This window comes from Streptomyces decoyicus (genome assembly GCF_019880305.1).
Lineage (GTDB): Bacteria > Actinomycetota > Actinomycetes > Streptomycetales > Streptomycetaceae > Streptomyces > Streptomyces decoyicus.
The window spans coordinates 8,509,497-8,524,169 of record NZ_CP082301.1 but is presented as its reverse complement, the minus strand read 5'-3'; the positions used below and the strand labels follow the sequence as shown (position 1 = coordinate 8,524,169).

Below are 14,673 nucleotides of genomic sequence, written 5' to 3'. Positions count from 1 at the left end.
CCGGGCAGCTTCACGCTGCGGCGAGGAGACCCTCACGCAGCTTGCCGCAGATGCGGGTCAGCAGGCGGGAGACGTGCATCTGGGAGAGGCCGAGCTCCTCGCCGATTTCGGCCTGCGTCATTTCGCCGCCGAAGCGCAGCTGGATGAGGGTGCGCTCGCGGTCGTCAAGCTTGGCCAGGTGCGGCTTGAGGGCATGGATGTCCTCGGCCAGGGCGAGGGCGGGGTCCTCGGCTCCGATGAGGTCGGCGACGAAGCCGGTCTGCTGCTTGCCGCCACCGCCGGCCTGGATCGGCCGGTCGAGGGAGTCGCTGTCGTAGCCGTTGCAGGCAACCAGCCCCTCCGCCACCTCACCCTCCGGCATGTCCAGGTGGCCGGCGAGCTCCGCGACGGACGGCTCGTGGCTGCCCTCCCCCTCCAGCTCCTCCCGGGCCCGGGCCAGGTCGATCCGGAGCTCCTGCAGGCGCCGCGGCACATGCACCGACCAGGTGGTGTCGCGGAAGAACCGCTTGATCTCGCCCTGGATGTACGGGACGGCCAGCGTGGTGAACTCCACGTCGCGAGAGACGTCATAGCGGTCGATCGCCTTGATCAGACCGATCGTGCCTACCTGAAGCACATCCTCCATGGACTCCTTGCGGCTGGAGAACCGGCGGGCGACGTAACGCACCAGGGTCAGGTTCATCTCGATAAGGGTGTTCCGCACGTACTGGTACTCAGGCGTGCCCTCTTCCAGGGCCTCAAGTCGCAGGAGAAACAGCTTCGAGAGCTTACGTGCGTCGGCAGGAGCGACATGCCGCGGATCCTGCATCTGCGGCAGCGCCGGGGCCGGAACGGCACACACCTTCGACGAGGTCTCGGGCGCCGTTCCTACCGTCAAGGTGCTGTTGCCCGTGCTCGTGCTCATGCTCTGGCTCCTTCCGGTTGCTGGGCCTCGCCATAGAAGCCCCTACCCGCCACCGGAACTTGCATGTCCCGTCGGACTGCGACCGCTCTTCCGACGCTTGGCCAAGTAGGCATCTGTCAGGGCGGGTTGGGCAAGGGCGTAGCCGCGTTTGTCGTCGTACGCCGGGTGCCCGGCGCCGGGGGTAAGTACGGCACGGGCCGTGCTCCTGCCCGCCCCGATGCGCGTGACGCGTATCTGCTCTAGGGCTGCTTCGAACTGGGTGCAGTCCGCTTGCTGCCTGGTGCGATGGCCAGGGAGAGCGGCCTACAGCGGCCGCCCGCACTCAGGTGAAGCATGCTGGTGAACCCGCCGCGCGAGCGGCCAGGCGGTGGCGCGGGGCAGGGGCCAAGGACAATCGAAGGTGATGTGGGGTGTGCGGGCAACCGAGCCGCTGCGATCATCCGTGCCACGACAGTTGGTGAATGCAGTGAGGTCACTTGCGGCTGTGCTGATGCCCTACATGTGAGCCGAGAAACACTGCGTTTCTCCGTGTGTGAGGAAAAGCGCGGGGCACATGATGGCTCGGAGGTTGATAAATATGTTTCCCCTGCTACTCGTTCTTCTTCTCGCACTGCTTCTTTTCGGTGCCGGGTTCGCTCTCAAGGCCCTGTGGATTGTCGCGGTCATCGTTCTTGCATTGTGGCTGCTCGGATTCGTGCTGCGTTCCACCGGAGCTGGCGGAAAGCGTGGACGGTGGTATCGCTGGTAGCCAGCCTGCCAGCAAAAAGCCTCGGGGTGGGCCAGACAGCACGGCACTGTCTGACCCGCCCCGAGGCTTTTGCCGTTCGTAAGGCATTATCCCTCTCATTGCGGCCATAAGGCCACCGCGCCTGGAGATGCACTGTCCCCGCAGGGAAGTCACCTCCACCACAGCGCGCTCCGGACCACAGCCCCGCCGTTCCGAATTAGCATCAGTTTTGCAGGAGAATTGCGGGGCATCCGAGCTATGCCACCTACGAAAGGACCGCGTCATGAGCGCCAGCGAAAAGGCCAAGGCCAAGTCTGAGTAAGCCGCCGGCAAGGTCGAGAAGGAAGCCGGGCGCGCGGTCGGAAACGACAGCGCCCCCGCTGAAGGATTGGCGAAGGAACCCGAGGGAGACCTCCGCGCCGCCAAGGAACAAGCCGAGGACGCTCTCAAGGACTGAGTTCAGACATGCATCTCGCGGGTGGGCCCCAGCAGGAAGGCTGGGGCCCACCCGGACGTCCGGTGCCCTGCCGACGGCCGGTACTCCCAGGCCCGGCACCTGAGTTTGACGTCACATCGGTGTCCGCCGACACCGCCGCTACGCGAGGAGGGACAGCTATGCCGACCGAAGAACAGCAGCCGAGGGACGCGGTCTCGACAGGTGGAGGAGGGGTGTGAGCAATGCAGCAGGTGAGCTGCGGGGGGATCCGGTTCAGCAGGGGAGGCTGGCCCGGGCTGCTCAGTGGTGGCGGCGCGCATGGGGGTCGGAGGGTCACGAGCGTCACACGGCGCTGCTGATCGGGAAAGGTACGGTCGCTGCCACGCTCGCCTGGGTGCTCTCCCACAACGTCCTGCATGCTCAGTCGCCGGCGTTCGCGCCGTTCTCCGCGGTACTGATCATGCAGGTGACGGTCTATCAGTCGCTGCTGCAGTCCACGCGCTATGTGGGGGCCGTGGCCGCGGGTATGGCCGTGCAGGCCGCTCTCGGGTTCTTGGGCGGTCCTGACCTGCTGACCTTCGCTCTGGTGGCGTTGGTCGCGCTCACCGTCGGACGGTGGCCAACCCTCGGCTCGCAGGGCACTGAGGTGCCCATCGCGGCGTTCTTCGCGTTCTCCACATATGTCTCCGCCACTTCCGACCTCGACAAGCTCACTCAGCTCGGACAGATCATCCTGCTGGTCCTCATCGGGTGCAGTGTCGGCGTCCTGGTGAACGTCACTGTGTTCCCGCCCTTGCGGCTTCGCGGTGCCGAACAAGGCATCCGCTCCCTCGCCCACGCGCTGTGTGACCTGGTCAGCGACATGTACCCGGCACTGCGCGAAGGTGAATTCGACCAGGAGCGTGCCAGGCACTGGCGGGAGCGGGCGGCCCAGACCGGAGAACTGGTCACCCAGGCCCGGACGGGCCTGCGCACAGCCCAAGAGAGCATCCACTACAACCCACGCCGACTCCTGCGCCGACACCGCGGCCGCACCAGTTTCCAGGGCTACGGCGCGGTACTGGAAGCAATGGAGCGGACGCTGTACCAGATGGCATCCCTCACACGCAGCCTGGATCAACGGCGCGAAAACGAGCCCGAGGAGCACCACAACTACCGCTCTTTCCTGCGGTGCTATGCAGACTTCTTGGAGTCCGTCTCAGAGATCACCCAGGTTCTCGCCGCCCTTGATGAGGACAAGCTGAACGAGCAGGCCCCGCAGCTGTGCCAGCTGGCGGACCAGGCACAGCGGTGTCGACACCGCGTGAGCAAACAGGCCGAGCAGGACGGCCTGCCACTCGCCGACCCCACCCACCCGTACGGAGTCCTCGTCATCGATGCCACCCGCCTCATGGAGGAATTCCAGTACACCGGCGACGTACTCCAACACCACGTCGGCCAGTGAGTCCCTTAGCCTCGCGCTTTCACGAGGCAGGCTCTCCGACTAGTGGTCAAGAAGGCAGAAAGTGCCTCTGAACAGCGAGAATCAGGATTGTTGAGGCCCTTGTCCCGCCACCGTCGCAGGCGCTTTCCAGGTGAAGACGCCATTGCCCGGCGGATGGCCGCACTGGTGCCGTCCGTCCCGGCGCGTTGACCGGAGACTGTCGGAACGGGGAGAGCCGTCGGACGAGTAGCGGGAGCGGCTTCGGCCACTGCTGCCGGTAAGCAACGGCCGGTGCGGCCGGTGGCACGACCACCGCCAGGTGCTCAACGGGATACTGCATCGGGTGCGGGCTGGGGTGCCGTGGCGGGGCCTGCCGGAATGATTCGGTTCCCTGGAAGACGGCGTATAAGAGGTCGCGCAGATAGGCGTGGTGGGCTACCCCGGGAGTAGGACAGGCACAGGTCTCGGTGATCATCGAGTTGCGACGCTCTGTGATCACCGGGGAGACCTTTTGCCTGTGCTGCCAGAGGGGCCGGCCTGCGCGGCGACCCCTCCGGTGGGCTGCCAGCGCCCACACATCACCGACCTGATCGGCGGTCAGCCCGCGTCGGCTTCTGCCCTCCACATGGAGCGGAGTTGCGCGTCGACGTCGCCTGCCTGGCGAAGACCCGCTTGGTAGGCCGGTTCCCAGGCTGCCAGGTCGCCCATGTCCGAGCCGAAAGCGCGTACCGAGGCCGGATCGGGGCCGATGGTCACCATCGCGCATGCCCCCACGGCCGCCAGCTGCTGGCTGAGTGGCTCCCGGGGAAACAGGTGAGCCATCGGCTCGACCACGACCAGCGTCCGGGCTCCAACAGCGAGATCGGCGTTGGGGCCCGCACGCAGCGCACCGTCCATGTACCGCCGGCCGTCGATGGCAACGGGCGGCGCGGCCCCGGGGAAGGCGCTACTCGCTGCCACCGCGCGCACCAACGGCACGCCGCTGTCGCGGTCCCACACCACGGGCTCACCGGCGGTTGCGTCCACGGCGGTGATCAGCAGTCGCCGCTCCGGCCACGCGTCCGCACCGATCAAGGCGGCGCGCCCCGCGATCAGCGCCTCCTCAGCCTGGAGGTCGGTGCTGTCGAGCGCGAGCCGGCCCACGCGACGCCTGGCCTCGCCGGGCTCCAGGCTGCGGTCGCCGAGTACGGCGAACACCTGGCCCATCCGCCTGGGGTCCACCTTGAGCCGGTGAGCTGGCTGGCGGGCCGACGTCGCGAGCCGCCTCGGGTCCTGGCCGGTGGCGAGTAGCGCTGCGACGATCGCGCCGGCCGACGTCCCGACGATCAGGTCGGCTTCGCCCAAGTCCACGCCATCGCGGCGCAATCCGTAGGCCAGCCCTGCCATCCAGGCGGTGCCGACGTGACTCCCAGGACCCAGGACGAGTGCTCGGTCGAAGGTGCGCAAGGTGATCTCCCTCGTTATTGAAACAGTCGTACCATATACTCGCTCATGCTGTTTCAACTCCGAGTCGCTGAGAGGAGGTCCACCATGGGGCGACCCGCTGACCCCGCCCGTCGCGAGCACACACTGGCGCAGGCAACCGACTATGTACTGGCGCACGGCTTGGCCGGGCTGAGCCTGAGGCCACTGGCCGCAGCCCTCGACACCAGCCCACGGATGCTGCTCTACGACTTCGGCAGCAAACAGGAGTTGGTCGCGGCGGTCCTCGCCGAGGCCCGCCGCCGCGGTGCTGTGCGCCTGGCCGAGAACCTTCCGCCAAAGACGGGCTCTGTGCAGGAGCGGCTGCGCGGCATCTGGGCGTGGATCAGCGCAGACGACCGCGCGCCGTTCGTCCGGCTGTTCTTCGAGGTGCACGCCGACGGACTGGTTCACCCCGAGACCTACCCCGACCAGGGCGAGGCGATCACGGACTGGTTCGACACGCTCGGTGCCACCTTCCGCGACGTCTCCACCGGTCCTGAGGACACCGTCACGCCCACGTTGGTCATGGCCGTCGTCCGGGGTCTGCTGTTCGATCTCACAGCTACCGGCGACCGCCACCGCACCGATCGTGCGCTGGACCGCTTCGCTGAACTCCTGAACCAGTAAGTGGTCCTGGCAAGGTTTTGCCAGGGTGGCACCACCCCGGGAAAGGATGGAAGCCGGACCGATGTCAGGGCCGGGAACACCGCCGAGTCGGAGCGATGCCGCGATCGCATTGGGCGGTCTGACGGTCGGTTTCGCCCAAGGGCCGGCGCCTGTTCATGGGAGGCGGTTCGGGCGTTCGTCCCATCGGTGGGTCGCCCATGCCCGACGGATCAGGCTACGTACCGCGATGATTGTGTCGGTGAGGTCGAAGAACGCATCGATGACGGTGGCGCGGCGCTCGTAGCAGCGGGCGAGGCGCTGGAAGGCGTTCTGCCAGGCATGGGTGCGTTCGACGTGTCACCTCTGACTTGCCTGGATCGGCGCCTTCTCGCCCTTGCGCGCGATGCGGGCGTGCAGGCCGCGTTCGTCGATCAGGGCACGGGTCTTGTCCGAGTCGTAGCCGGCGTCCAGGTGCACGGTGATGTACAAGATCCGCATCCCCCGACTCGGCTCAGGCCGACCACGACGCCTGCCGGACAGCGTCGGAGCGGACAAAGCGTACAGCAATGGTGTAATCCGCACCTATCTGCGGCGTCGTGGTATCCGACTCGTGATCCCGGAGAAGAAGGACACCACGACGGCTCGCCTACACAGGGGTTCACGCGGCGGCCGACCACCCGCCTTCGACAAAACCCGATACAAAGCCCGGAACACCGTCGAGCGGGCGATCAATAAGCTCAAGCAATTCCGAGCTGGTCACCGCCGCCGCAATCCTCATCTGGCTCCGCTCATGAGCCGAGGACCTCAGCGGGCGACGGGGCCCATGGCCCCGTCGTCGAAACCGAAGAAGTCCGCGCAGCCTGCCAGTCCGCACACGGTTACAGGTACATGCTCCTGACAGCTCCAGTCCTGCTGCGAGAGCCGGAAGTACTGGGATTCGACGACCTGCTCGTGAAGGACATCGCGGGAGATGCCGTCGGGCTTGTAACCGAGCTTGCGTGAGACGGACATCGAAGCCTGGTTGTCGATGAAGCACCCCGACGTGGCGGATACCGCTCCAAGTTCCGCGAACGCCAGGTGAAGCACGGCCACACGCATCTCGGTTCCGATTCCCTTGCCCTGATGGCCAAGCCCGAGCCAAGAACTTGAGGCAATCTCGCCTCGGATGCTGAAGTTCTTGGCCCACATCTCCTGGATGCCCACGGGTTGCCCCTCGAAGAACACCACGAGGTCCAGGGCCCAGTCGTCAGGCGCCCATGCCCCCAGGCGGCTCCAGTGACTCCGGACGACGTGCCTGGCACGCTCGGCAGGCGGCAGATCCGTCCAGGGCGTCAGAAACGGCCGTGCTCCTGGAGCATGGACTCCCTCCGCTGCTACCTCGGCCACTGCGGCCAGCTCTTCCTCGGAGGGAAGCCGCAGCTCCAGACGGGGCGACCGTACACGCAGTGCCTTGAGGGGCCAGACGTCGATCAACATGGACCCAAGTCTGCACCGGCGTGGAACGTGGTCGCCCCTCCTTTTCCCACAGCACATGATCGACGAGACGCCGCCTAGGCGAAGAGAATTCAGCGGAGAGGCGGGACGGCTCCTCCTCGCCGGCAACGCCCTCCATGCAGACCTCGCTCCGGAGGCCGCCGGCAGCGGGGGCTTCGGCTGGCTGATGACCATGCTCGGACAGACCTACGGCTTTCCGGTACCGGTGGGCGGAGCCGGAGCCCTGACCGCCTCCCTGGTGAGGCGGCTCCGCCACCGCGGCGGCATACTGCGCTGCGCTGAACGCGTCGTCGAGGTCGTCGTACGCGCGGGCCGAGCCGTGGCGGTGCGCACGGCGGACGGCGGACGGCGAATGCGTGCCGGCGAGCCGGGCCGTGCTCGCGGACGTCTCGGTCCCCGCCCTGTACGGAGAGCTCGTGGACCCACGTCATCTGCCGGGCCATCTCGTACCGGACCTGCGCCGCTTCCAGTGGGATTTCGCTACCTCAAGGTCGATTGGGCCCTGGACAAGCCCGTGCCCTGGAGAGCCGGAGAGGCATCGTCCGCGGGCACGGTCCACGTGGCCGAAAGCGTCGATGCACTCACCCGCTTCGCCGCGCAGATCGCTATGGGAGAGGTACCCGACCGGCCCTTCGCGCTCTTCGGCCAGATGACCACAGCGGACCCCTCCCGCTCCCCCGCAGGCACCACCGAGTCGGCATGGGCCTATACGCATGTGCCGCAACGGGTTCAGCAGTGACGCCGGGGCGGACGGCATCACGGGGGCGTGGGACCGACGGGAGCAGGAAGCCATGGCGGATCGGATGGAAGAGCAAGTGGAACGGTTCGCGCCGGGCTTTCGCTCGCGTATCCAACGACGCCGGATCCTCGCCCCGCCAACCCTGCAGGCGCTCGACGCCAATCTGCATGGTGGTGCCATCAACGGCGGGACCGCAGCCATGCACCAACAGTTGATGTTCCGGCCCCTCCCTGGCACGGGACGGCCTCCGCCGGCGCCCACCCCGGCGGAGGTGTCCACGGGGCGCCCGGCGCGAACGCCGCACGCGCGGCACTGCGCAGGCTGTCTCCCAGTACGGTCCTCGCGCTGGCTCAACGCGCAGTGACCCCCCGAAGCAGGAACGACGACCCTCGTCAAGGTCGCCTTTAGGGAGTGCGGCCAGCTCCCACCAGAGGTGGAGTAGCGGGGAGCTCGCCGGGGCCCACGCTTTGCTCGACGCAAGGCCCTGCGAAGAGTGCTGACTGCTGCTCATGTTTGGCCGACGCTCGTGTGCCGCAGCCAAGTGCGGGGTACTCGGGCCATGGCCTGCCAACAGCGAGGAGAGGGCGACGGGCGCATCGAAGGCCACCCGAGTCCAGTTGCCGCCCTGCGTGGCGGCAAAGGCGAAGGACGATCTGGAGGCGAAATATGGACCTGCGGCACGGCCCGCTATTGCGTGCCTGGCGCCGGTGGCGGCGCCCCCGTGACCTGCCTGTTCCCGCACGCGCATTCGGCGCGGAAGACGCGAACCGGCGTTTTCTCATGTACGGGGTGTTGCCTCTGTGGTGTGTGCCGGCCGTGGCGGACTGGATCATGCACCGCCGCACCCGTATCGAGGACACCACGGGGGCGCGTGAGTCAGCGTTGCATGCACTGATGATGACGGAAGCGGGCATCCCCGTGGCAATGGGCCTGCTCGCCAAGGTCAATCCGCTCGTACTGTCCGTGATGGGGGGAGCCGCCGTGGCTCACGGAGCTACGGCGCTGTGGGACGTCAGCTTGGCGACCGACGAGCGGGAAGTCCGCCCGGTGGAGCAGCACATCCACAGCTTCCTGGAGGTCTTGCCGCTCGCGGCAATGGCCTTCACCTGCTGTCTGTATGCCGACCAGGTACGCGCCACGCTGCGCGGCGGAGTGGAGTCGGACAACTGGAGGTTGCTCCCCAAGGAAAACCCCCTCTCCGTCAAGTACCTCGCCGGCCTGGGCCTGGCCATCGGCGCCTGCGTTGCCCTCCCCTATGCCGAAGAGATGACGCGGTGTGTCAGGACGGCACGGGCGCGGAAGACATCGTGAATCAGAGCGCAGAGCACACCATGCAGCCCGACGAGCCGCAGCTGCTCCCCGGCCCACGAGTGGTCGCCACCGAGATTCAGGGCCCGAAGACGTGGTGGCCGACGTCGAGGGCCGGCTCTTCACCGGGGCCGCAGACGGAACGGTCTGGCAACTGACACTCTCGGGTTCCGGAGCCGTCCGGGCGGATGCCGTTGCCCACACCGGTGGAAGACTGCTCGGCCTGGAGCCCACCGTGGATGGTCAACTGCTGGTGTGCGACGCACAACGAGGTCTGTTGCGTGTCGACCCGCGCGACGGGGCCGTACGCGTGCTGGCCGGCGCGTTGGGCGGCGAACCCTTGCGATTCTGCAGCAACGTCGCCGCGGGTGGTCAACCCTTCCGCTACGGCTATGGCGCCCGTCAGTTTCAGGTGCGCGCGCTTCACACATAGACGAGTGTGAAGCGCTGATACCCAGGTCCTGAGCTTTCGCAGGGATACTGTTTGATGTCGCCACCGTATTGGCCGCCGCCCGCCACGGTCCAGCAGAGTTCCGTGGCCGTCCTGAACTCGATCTGTGGCTCACCGTACTGGCCGAAGAACGTAAAGCGCTGCAATGGAGAACCGTTGCAATGCGACTGCACGATCGGCTGACGAGCACCGTCACCCAAGAACGGGGCTCGGGGGGTCAGGCACATGCCCTCCGCGAACGTCCTGATCTCGTGGTTCGGGTTCGCGGGGCCATCGCTCATGACCTTGAAGCGCTGGGAGGGAAGATTCTGGCACCGGTCATGTTCAAGCGCAGCGCCGGCGTTGGCGCTCTGGTTCCTGATGCCCAGGCATTGGCCATCGAACATCTTGATCTGGACGAGGTGGTAAGCCGCGGACGCCTGCGCGGGCTGAGCTGCTCCGATCATGGAGACAAGGACTGCCGTTGCGGCGGCGACGGCCACTACCGGCCTTCGCAGGCCCCATACCTCCAGGCCCGTGCACTGCACCTCAGCGCGGCCCGGTTCATTGCCGGGAGAGCGCCGCAGGCATGGCACAAGGTCATGCCCACGACACCGCCGCCGGGTGGCCGGTGGATCGGATAGCTAGCAGGCTGAAGAAGACGCGCGCGGACCATCCAGATCCTCGTTTCGGCTCTCGGCGCGGAGGTGCCTTATGAGCACGTGGCCAGCCACGCTCCCCGGACGCCATCCGCTGTGACGCTTGCTGGTGTCTATCTGCCACAGCACGACACGCGGCTCCTGTTGCGCGCCCTGTACCGCGAAGGTGTGGGGGCGGGCACCGAGCTCCTGGACCTCGGTTCGGGCAGTGGGGCCCTCGCGGTGGGAGCGGCGCGACGTGGCGCTCTGGTCACCGCCGTCGACATCTCCTGGCAGGCAGTCCTGGCCACAAGGATCAACGCCTGGCTCTCCCGGCAGCGCGTCACCGTGCGTCGCGGCGATCTGACCGCAGCTGTCGGCGGCCGTTCCTTCGACGTGCTCGTCAGCAACCCGCCTTACGTCCCCGCCCCCGGCAACCAGACGCCCCGGGGGCCGGCCCGCGCCTGGGACGCGGGGCCCGACGGACGGCTGCTCGTCGACCGTATCTGCGACTCCGCACCGCGTGTGCTCCGCCCTGGCGGCGTCCTTCTCATGGTCCATTCCGGACTGTGCGGCACCGAGGACACCTTGGAGCGGCTAGCCTCCGCGGGGCTGCGGGGGACGGTCAGCGACCGCGCGGTCATACCGTTCGGCCCGATCCTGCGCTCCCGGCTGGCCTGGCTGCGGCGCCAGGGCCTCCTGGACGAGGTCCAGGACTCAGAGGAATTGGTGATCATCCGTGCCGAGAACTCCTGAGCGGCCACGCCGCATCACCCTCGTCCGAAACGGCCCGCTCCTGGTGGAGGGGCCGGTGGAAGTGGTCGGTGACGACGGTTCGGTATCCGTCTCCCGACGCTTCACCGTTGCGATCTGCATGTGCCGGCGCAGCCGGAGCTACCCCTGGTGCGACACCAGCCACCGCAATCGTTCGAAGCTCCCGTCCGACCGCGCCGCCGGCACCGGCTGCCCGGCAGCCGACCGGAGCGCCGAAGGAGGCCAGCGATGAAGGCCGACCTCGGAGCCGCCCGGACCGGCAAGCCGCAGCTTCCGCGACCGCGCGGCTACCTGTCCGACACGGTGATCTCGTGGCTCCGCATCGGGAAGGGGCCCTTGCCGACACGGGAGGCGGTCCAACGCGAGGGCCCGTACGGGGCAGATCTCCAGCTCGCCCTCTACGTGCTGTATGAGCTGCACTATCAGGGGTTCGACGGCGTGGACGACGACCGCGAATGGGCTCCTGCACCGCTGTCGGCGCGGCGCTACCTGGAGGAGGCGTTCCTCCGGGCCCTGCGTGCTGACGTCCCGGTGCTCGGCATGCATGAGGCGATGGCGGGCCTGCTGACCGAGCCCGCCGACGACGGCAGCAGCGTCAGTCACTTCTTGAAACGCGATGGCCGGCTTTGGCAGCTGAGGGAGTACGCGGCCCTGCGCTCGCTGTACCACCTCAAGGAAGCGGACCCGCACGCCTGGGTCCTGCCCCGGCTGCGAGGCCGCGCCAAGGCCGGGATGGCCGCCATCGAATTCGATGAGTTCGGTGCCGGACGCGCCGAGGACATCCACGCCCAGCTCTTCGCGGACCTCATGGCAGATCTCGCCCTGGAGACCGCGTACGGTCACTACCTCGACCTGGCGCCCGCCGAAACGCTCGCCGTGGTCAATCTCATGTCTCTGCTGGGGCTGCACCGGTCCCTGCGCGGGGCACTGGTCGGCCACTTCGCCACGGTCGAGGTGACTTCGTCGCCAGGATCACGACGTCTCGCGGAAGCCATGCGCCGCACAGGTGCCGGCTCCGCTGCGGAGAGGTTCTACGACGAGCATGTCGAAGCCGACGCCGTCCATGAACAGGTCGTCCGCACTGAAGTGGTCGATGGTCTGCTGAAGGACGAGCCGGATCTGGAACCCGATGTCGCCTTCGGAATCGGTGCCACCACACTTCTCGAGGGCCGACTTGCCGCATATCTACTTGCCGCCTGGCGGGAGAACCGCACCGCACTGCCGGCACCGTTGCCGCGCGTCCGCGCCCGCAGGCCCGCACGGAGCGAGACCTGAAAGCCGCGTCCTCATCAATAGGGCCGCGGGGGACAACAGGAGGGTGTGATGGACGAGAGTGCTGAAAGGTTCTGGGATCCGGCGGAGAGCACGGTCTTTGAGGAGTGTCCGCCCGCCGTGGCGGCGGCGCGCGAGTCCTTGGCCTCGACCGGCGTCCACCTCATGCCCGCAGCCACCGTGAAGGCACACTTCAGCACCGGAGAGGAGGAGTGGACGCGCTTCGCCATGCACTGGGAGGACCTTTCCCAGGACCGGTACGCCGCCGAACGCGGCACCTGCCGACTGCGCCGCTACGGAAAGTTCGCGCTCACCCCCTCCACCGGTGAGCTGACCCAGTTGCCGGACTCCCCGTTCGTGCAGCCGGATCGCAGCAACCCGCTCTACGTGGACGTCGACCGTCACTTCGATCCGCTGACCGACGCCTTTGCGGCGGACCCGCTCCTGAGCTCGGTCGTGACGCTCCTCGGGGACGTCGCGGGCGCCCTGGACTCCGCCCCATGCTGGATCGCGAAGGTGCATCCGTTCCGGGTCGTCGCCAGGGCCGGCGGCGAAGGGCAGCCAACTCCGGAGGGCCGGCACCGCGACGGAGTGACGCTGGTGTCTTCGTTGCTGGTCGGCCGCAACAATGCGACCGGGGGCCGGAGCACCGTCATCGCTCCGGGACGGGCCCGAACTGCTCTCGGCCACTCTGGACGAACCCGCGAGCCTGCTGCTGTCGGACGACCGCCACACATTGCACGGCGTGTCACCCATCCGTCCGTTGAATCCGTCCCGGCCCGCGCGCCGGGATGTGCTGGTGACCACGCTCACGCCGGCCTGACGGTGACGCGTCCCGGTGGACGTCCTCCCGGTGGCTCTCCTCATCGAACGTCAGCCGCTCGAGATCATCCACTACGTCCGCCAGGTGTGCACGACGGCGCCACGAGGCCCGCTGACGCTGAGCGCCGCATCCCCGCTCGCCGAGCCGGCGCAGGAACCCCATGGCCCGGTCGAGATCCCCGTGCTGCTCCAGCGCGGAGCGGACATGCTCGACGAGCCGGGCGGCCTGCACGGAGCAGGGCAGGATCCGGCCCGTCAGCGCATCGACCCCCTTGCCGGACCACCCGTCGCGCGCGGCTCGCCAGTAGGCGGCGCGCACCAGTTCGCCACAGGTCTCGGGGCCGGTGTGGCCGCGTTGTACCAGCGCGCTGGCCGTCACCACGAGCGCCCGGATCAGCACCGCCAGGCCGACGGTGTCCGCCGCCTCCGCCGGGACATCCATGACCCGGATCTCCAGGGTGGGGAACTGGGGATTGGGCCTCACGTCCCAGAAGGGGATGCCGGCATCCAGCATCGCCTCGGATTCCTGCAGGGCGGCGGCAAGCCGCTCGTAGTGGTCCAAGGACTCGACGTACGGCGGGGGGCCCAGGGCCGGGAAGCGGCCCCTGATAACGGTGCGCCAGCTGGCATACCCCGTGTCACGCCCGTCGAGGAAAGGCGAGTTGGCGCTCATCGCCACGAGCAGCGGCAGCCACGGCCGCAGGTGATTGCCGACCAGCACCGCCACCTCCCGATCCGGCATGTGCACGTGGATGTGCGCGGTGCAGATGGCGAATCCGTCCAGCAAGGTGCCGAACTGGTCCAGGCCGGCCCGGTAGCGCGGATGGTCCCCGACGATTGCCGGGCCCTCGCGCCCCACAACCGGTGTACCGGAAGCGCAGATACCGAGCCCTTCGGCCCGCGCGGCTGCTGCAGCGGCCCCTCGTACGGCGACCAGCTCGTCGTACAAGGCGGAGCCCTCCCGGCAAGGGGGCGTTTTCACCTCGACCTGACACTCATCGAACTCCCCCGAAACGAGGTCACCCACCGCCTCCCGGGCACGCGCCACCACCCGGCTGCCCAGCGACGCAACCGCCCTGCTGTCTGGATCAATGAGAAAGAACTCTTCCTCCACGCCCAGCAACGGAGCGAGGGCGCGGCCCGTCGGCCCCGCTCCGGGGCACGGTCCGCTGCTCATCGTCCCTCCGGCCCCTGCCGACTCTCTGCCACTGTTCCGGGCCGGCGGCCGCGGGGAGGGCCGGGAGAAGGCCCGGGCCGAGCAGCCCCGCCGACCCGCGCTCTCGCCCGGTGCGGCCCTGCAGCCCGCCGAACAAGCGGTGGCACCGGAACTCTCGATGACATCCACCGTCATGGTGCCTCCTTGCTCCGGCTTCTCCTGTCTACGCCGTACCCGGCCAGGGCGCGACTCCAGGAGCCGGAGGCGGCAAGGCCAGCGGATCCGCAAGTAGTGCCGGTGACATGCAGCACCCCTCTGAACGGCGGGCCCCACGGCGAGCGGCGCAACGACGACGCCCCTGACACGCTCCTTCCGCTGATGTACCAACCGCGGAGCAGCGGGCGGCGGCCCTCTGCGCGTCCGTGTGCAGCACGCCACCTGGGAGAGCCGGCCTGCTCTCCCAGGTGGCGCGGGCGTTCC

The 14,673-nt window shown here is 68.1% G+C and carries 14 protein-coding genes and 5 pseudogenes; 13 read left to right on the top strand and 6 right to left on the bottom strand.

The annotated features are described in order from the left end of the window. Positions 1–10: 10 nt before the first annotated feature. Positions 11–904: an RNA polymerase sigma factor SigF gene (locus K7C20_RS37405; RefSeq protein ID WP_053209669.1), complete on the bottom strand. Its 894-nt coding sequence runs from the start codon at positions 902–904 to the stop codon at positions 11–13. A gap of 577 nt (positions 905–1,481) precedes the next feature. Between K7C20_RS37405 and K7C20_RS38875 the strand changes: the two genes are divergently transcribed. The 3 genes and pseudogenes from K7C20_RS38875 to K7C20_RS37395 form a co-directional block, all read left to right on the top strand. After that, the gene (locus tag K7C20_RS38875) at positions 1,482–1,652 is read left to right on the top strand and encodes a hydrophobic protein (protein ID WP_078953396.1); all 171 of its coding nucleotides are present in this window, start codon (positions 1,482–1,484) and stop codon (positions 1,650–1,652) included. Between the two features lie 650 nt (positions 1,653–2,302). Further along, positions 2,303–3,511, top strand: coding sequence for an FUSC family protein (locus tag K7C20_RS37400; protein WP_245171496.1), 1,209 nt, complete (start codon positions 2,303–2,305; stop codon positions 3,509–3,511). A gap of 244 nt (positions 3,512–3,755) precedes the next feature. Then, positions 3,756–3,872, top strand: a pseudogene (locus K7C20_RS37395) (transposase); the annotation flags it as partial. A 215-nt stretch (positions 3,873–4,087) separates the two neighbouring features. On the opposite strand, the gene K7C20_RS37390 reads toward K7C20_RS37395, so the two are convergent. Continuing rightward, on the bottom strand, positions 4,088–4,936 hold the full coding sequence (locus tag K7C20_RS37390; protein ID WP_209443977.1) for a patatin-like phospholipase family protein: 849 nt from the start codon (positions 4,934–4,936) through the stop codon (positions 4,088–4,090). An 84-nt stretch (positions 4,937–5,020) separates the two neighbouring features. Between K7C20_RS37390 and K7C20_RS37385 the strand changes: the two genes are divergently transcribed. Continuing rightward, positions 5,021–5,581, top strand: coding sequence for a TetR family transcriptional regulator (locus K7C20_RS37385; RefSeq protein ID WP_030087978.1), 561 nt, complete (start codon positions 5,021–5,023; stop codon positions 5,579–5,581). A 153-nt stretch (positions 5,582–5,734) separates the two neighbouring features. Here the strand turns inward: K7C20_RS37385 and K7C20_RS37380 are convergent. Beyond that, a pseudogene (locus K7C20_RS37380) lies at positions 5,735–6,043 on the bottom strand (transposase); the annotation flags it as partial. On the opposite strand from K7C20_RS37380, the pseudogene K7C20_RS38865 reads away from it, so the two are divergent. Continuing rightward, positions 6,039–6,311: pseudogene (locus K7C20_RS38865) on the top strand (transposase); the annotation flags it as partial. The pseudogenes K7C20_RS37380 and K7C20_RS38865 sit on opposite strands and share 5 nt — an antisense overlap. 53 nt (positions 6,312–6,364) lie before the next feature. Here K7C20_RS38865 and K7C20_RS37375 read toward each other — a convergent pair. Continuing rightward, positions 6,365–7,036 (bottom strand): GNAT family N-acetyltransferase, encoded by a 672-nt coding sequence (locus tag K7C20_RS37375; protein WP_048830246.1) that lies wholly within the window; start codon positions 7,034–7,036, stop codon positions 6,365–6,367. Positions 7,037–7,104: 68 nt separating this feature from the next. Here K7C20_RS37375 and K7C20_RS37370 point away from each other — a divergent pair. From K7C20_RS37370 to K7C20_RS37360, 3 genes and pseudogenes are all read left to right on the top strand, one after another. After that, positions 7,105–8,201 (top strand): annotated as a pseudogene (locus K7C20_RS37370) (phytoene desaturase family protein); the annotation flags it as partial. A gap of 258 nt (positions 8,202–8,459) precedes the next feature. Further along, entirely contained in the window at positions 8,460–9,104 is a 645-nt protein-coding gene (locus tag K7C20_RS37365) for a hypothetical protein (RefSeq protein WP_030087981.1), read from the top strand. A 94-nt stretch (positions 9,105–9,198) separates the two neighbouring features. Further along, complete coding sequence (locus K7C20_RS37360) at positions 9,199–9,534, top strand: SMP-30/gluconolactonase/LRE family protein (RefSeq protein WP_209443976.1); 336 nt, start codon at positions 9,199–9,201, stop codon at positions 9,532–9,534. Here K7C20_RS37360 and K7C20_RS37355 read toward each other — a convergent pair. Next, positions 9,525–9,998, bottom strand: coding sequence for an RICIN domain-containing protein (locus K7C20_RS37355; protein WP_150127300.1), 474 nt, complete (start codon positions 9,996–9,998; stop codon positions 9,525–9,527). The genes K7C20_RS37360 and K7C20_RS37355 overlap by 10 nt on opposite strands. 288 nt (positions 9,999–10,286) lie before the next feature. On the opposite strand from K7C20_RS37355, the gene K7C20_RS37350 reads away from it, so the two are divergent. The 5 genes and pseudogenes from K7C20_RS37350 to K7C20_RS38855 all read left to right on the top strand — a co-directional run bounded on the left by K7C20_RS37350 (position 10,287) and on the right by K7C20_RS38855 (position 13,038). After that, a complete protein-coding gene (locus K7C20_RS37350; protein WP_245171495.1) occupies positions 10,287–10,925 on the top strand; it encodes a HemK2/MTQ2 family protein methyltransferase in 639 nt (212 codons plus the stop codon). Then, the gene (locus tag K7C20_RS37345) at positions 10,909–11,175 is read left to right on the top strand and encodes a CDGSH iron-sulfur domain-containing protein (protein WP_078953369.1); all 267 of its coding nucleotides are present in this window, start codon (positions 10,909–10,911) and stop codon (positions 11,173–11,175) included. Before K7C20_RS37350 ends, K7C20_RS37345 begins: the two co-directional genes overlap by 17 nt. Continuing rightward, complete coding sequence (locus tag K7C20_RS37340) at positions 11,172–12,218, top strand: iron-containing redox enzyme family protein (protein WP_053209667.1); 1,047 nt, start codon at positions 11,172–11,174, stop codon at positions 12,216–12,218. The genes K7C20_RS37345 and K7C20_RS37340 overlap by 4 nt, the downstream gene beginning before the upstream one ends. 48 nt (positions 12,219–12,266) lie before the next feature. Beyond that, positions 12,267–12,821: pseudogene (locus K7C20_RS38860) on the top strand (2OG-Fe dioxygenase family protein); the annotation flags it as partial. A 22-nt stretch (positions 12,822–12,843) separates the two neighbouring features. Next, the gene (locus K7C20_RS38855) at positions 12,844–13,038 is read left to right on the top strand and encodes a 2OG-Fe dioxygenase family protein (protein WP_245171493.1); all 195 of its coding nucleotides are present in this window, start codon (positions 12,844–12,846) and stop codon (positions 13,036–13,038) included. Here the strand turns inward: K7C20_RS38855 and K7C20_RS37330 are convergent. Continuing rightward, on the bottom strand, positions 12,964–14,151 hold the full coding sequence (locus tag K7C20_RS37330) for a carboxylate-amine ligase (RefSeq protein WP_209443975.1): 1,188 nt from the start codon (positions 14,149–14,151) through the stop codon (positions 12,964–12,966). The two genes, K7C20_RS38855 and K7C20_RS37330, sit on opposite strands and share 75 nt — an antisense overlap. Between the last annotated feature and the right edge of the window lie 522 nt (positions 14,152–14,673).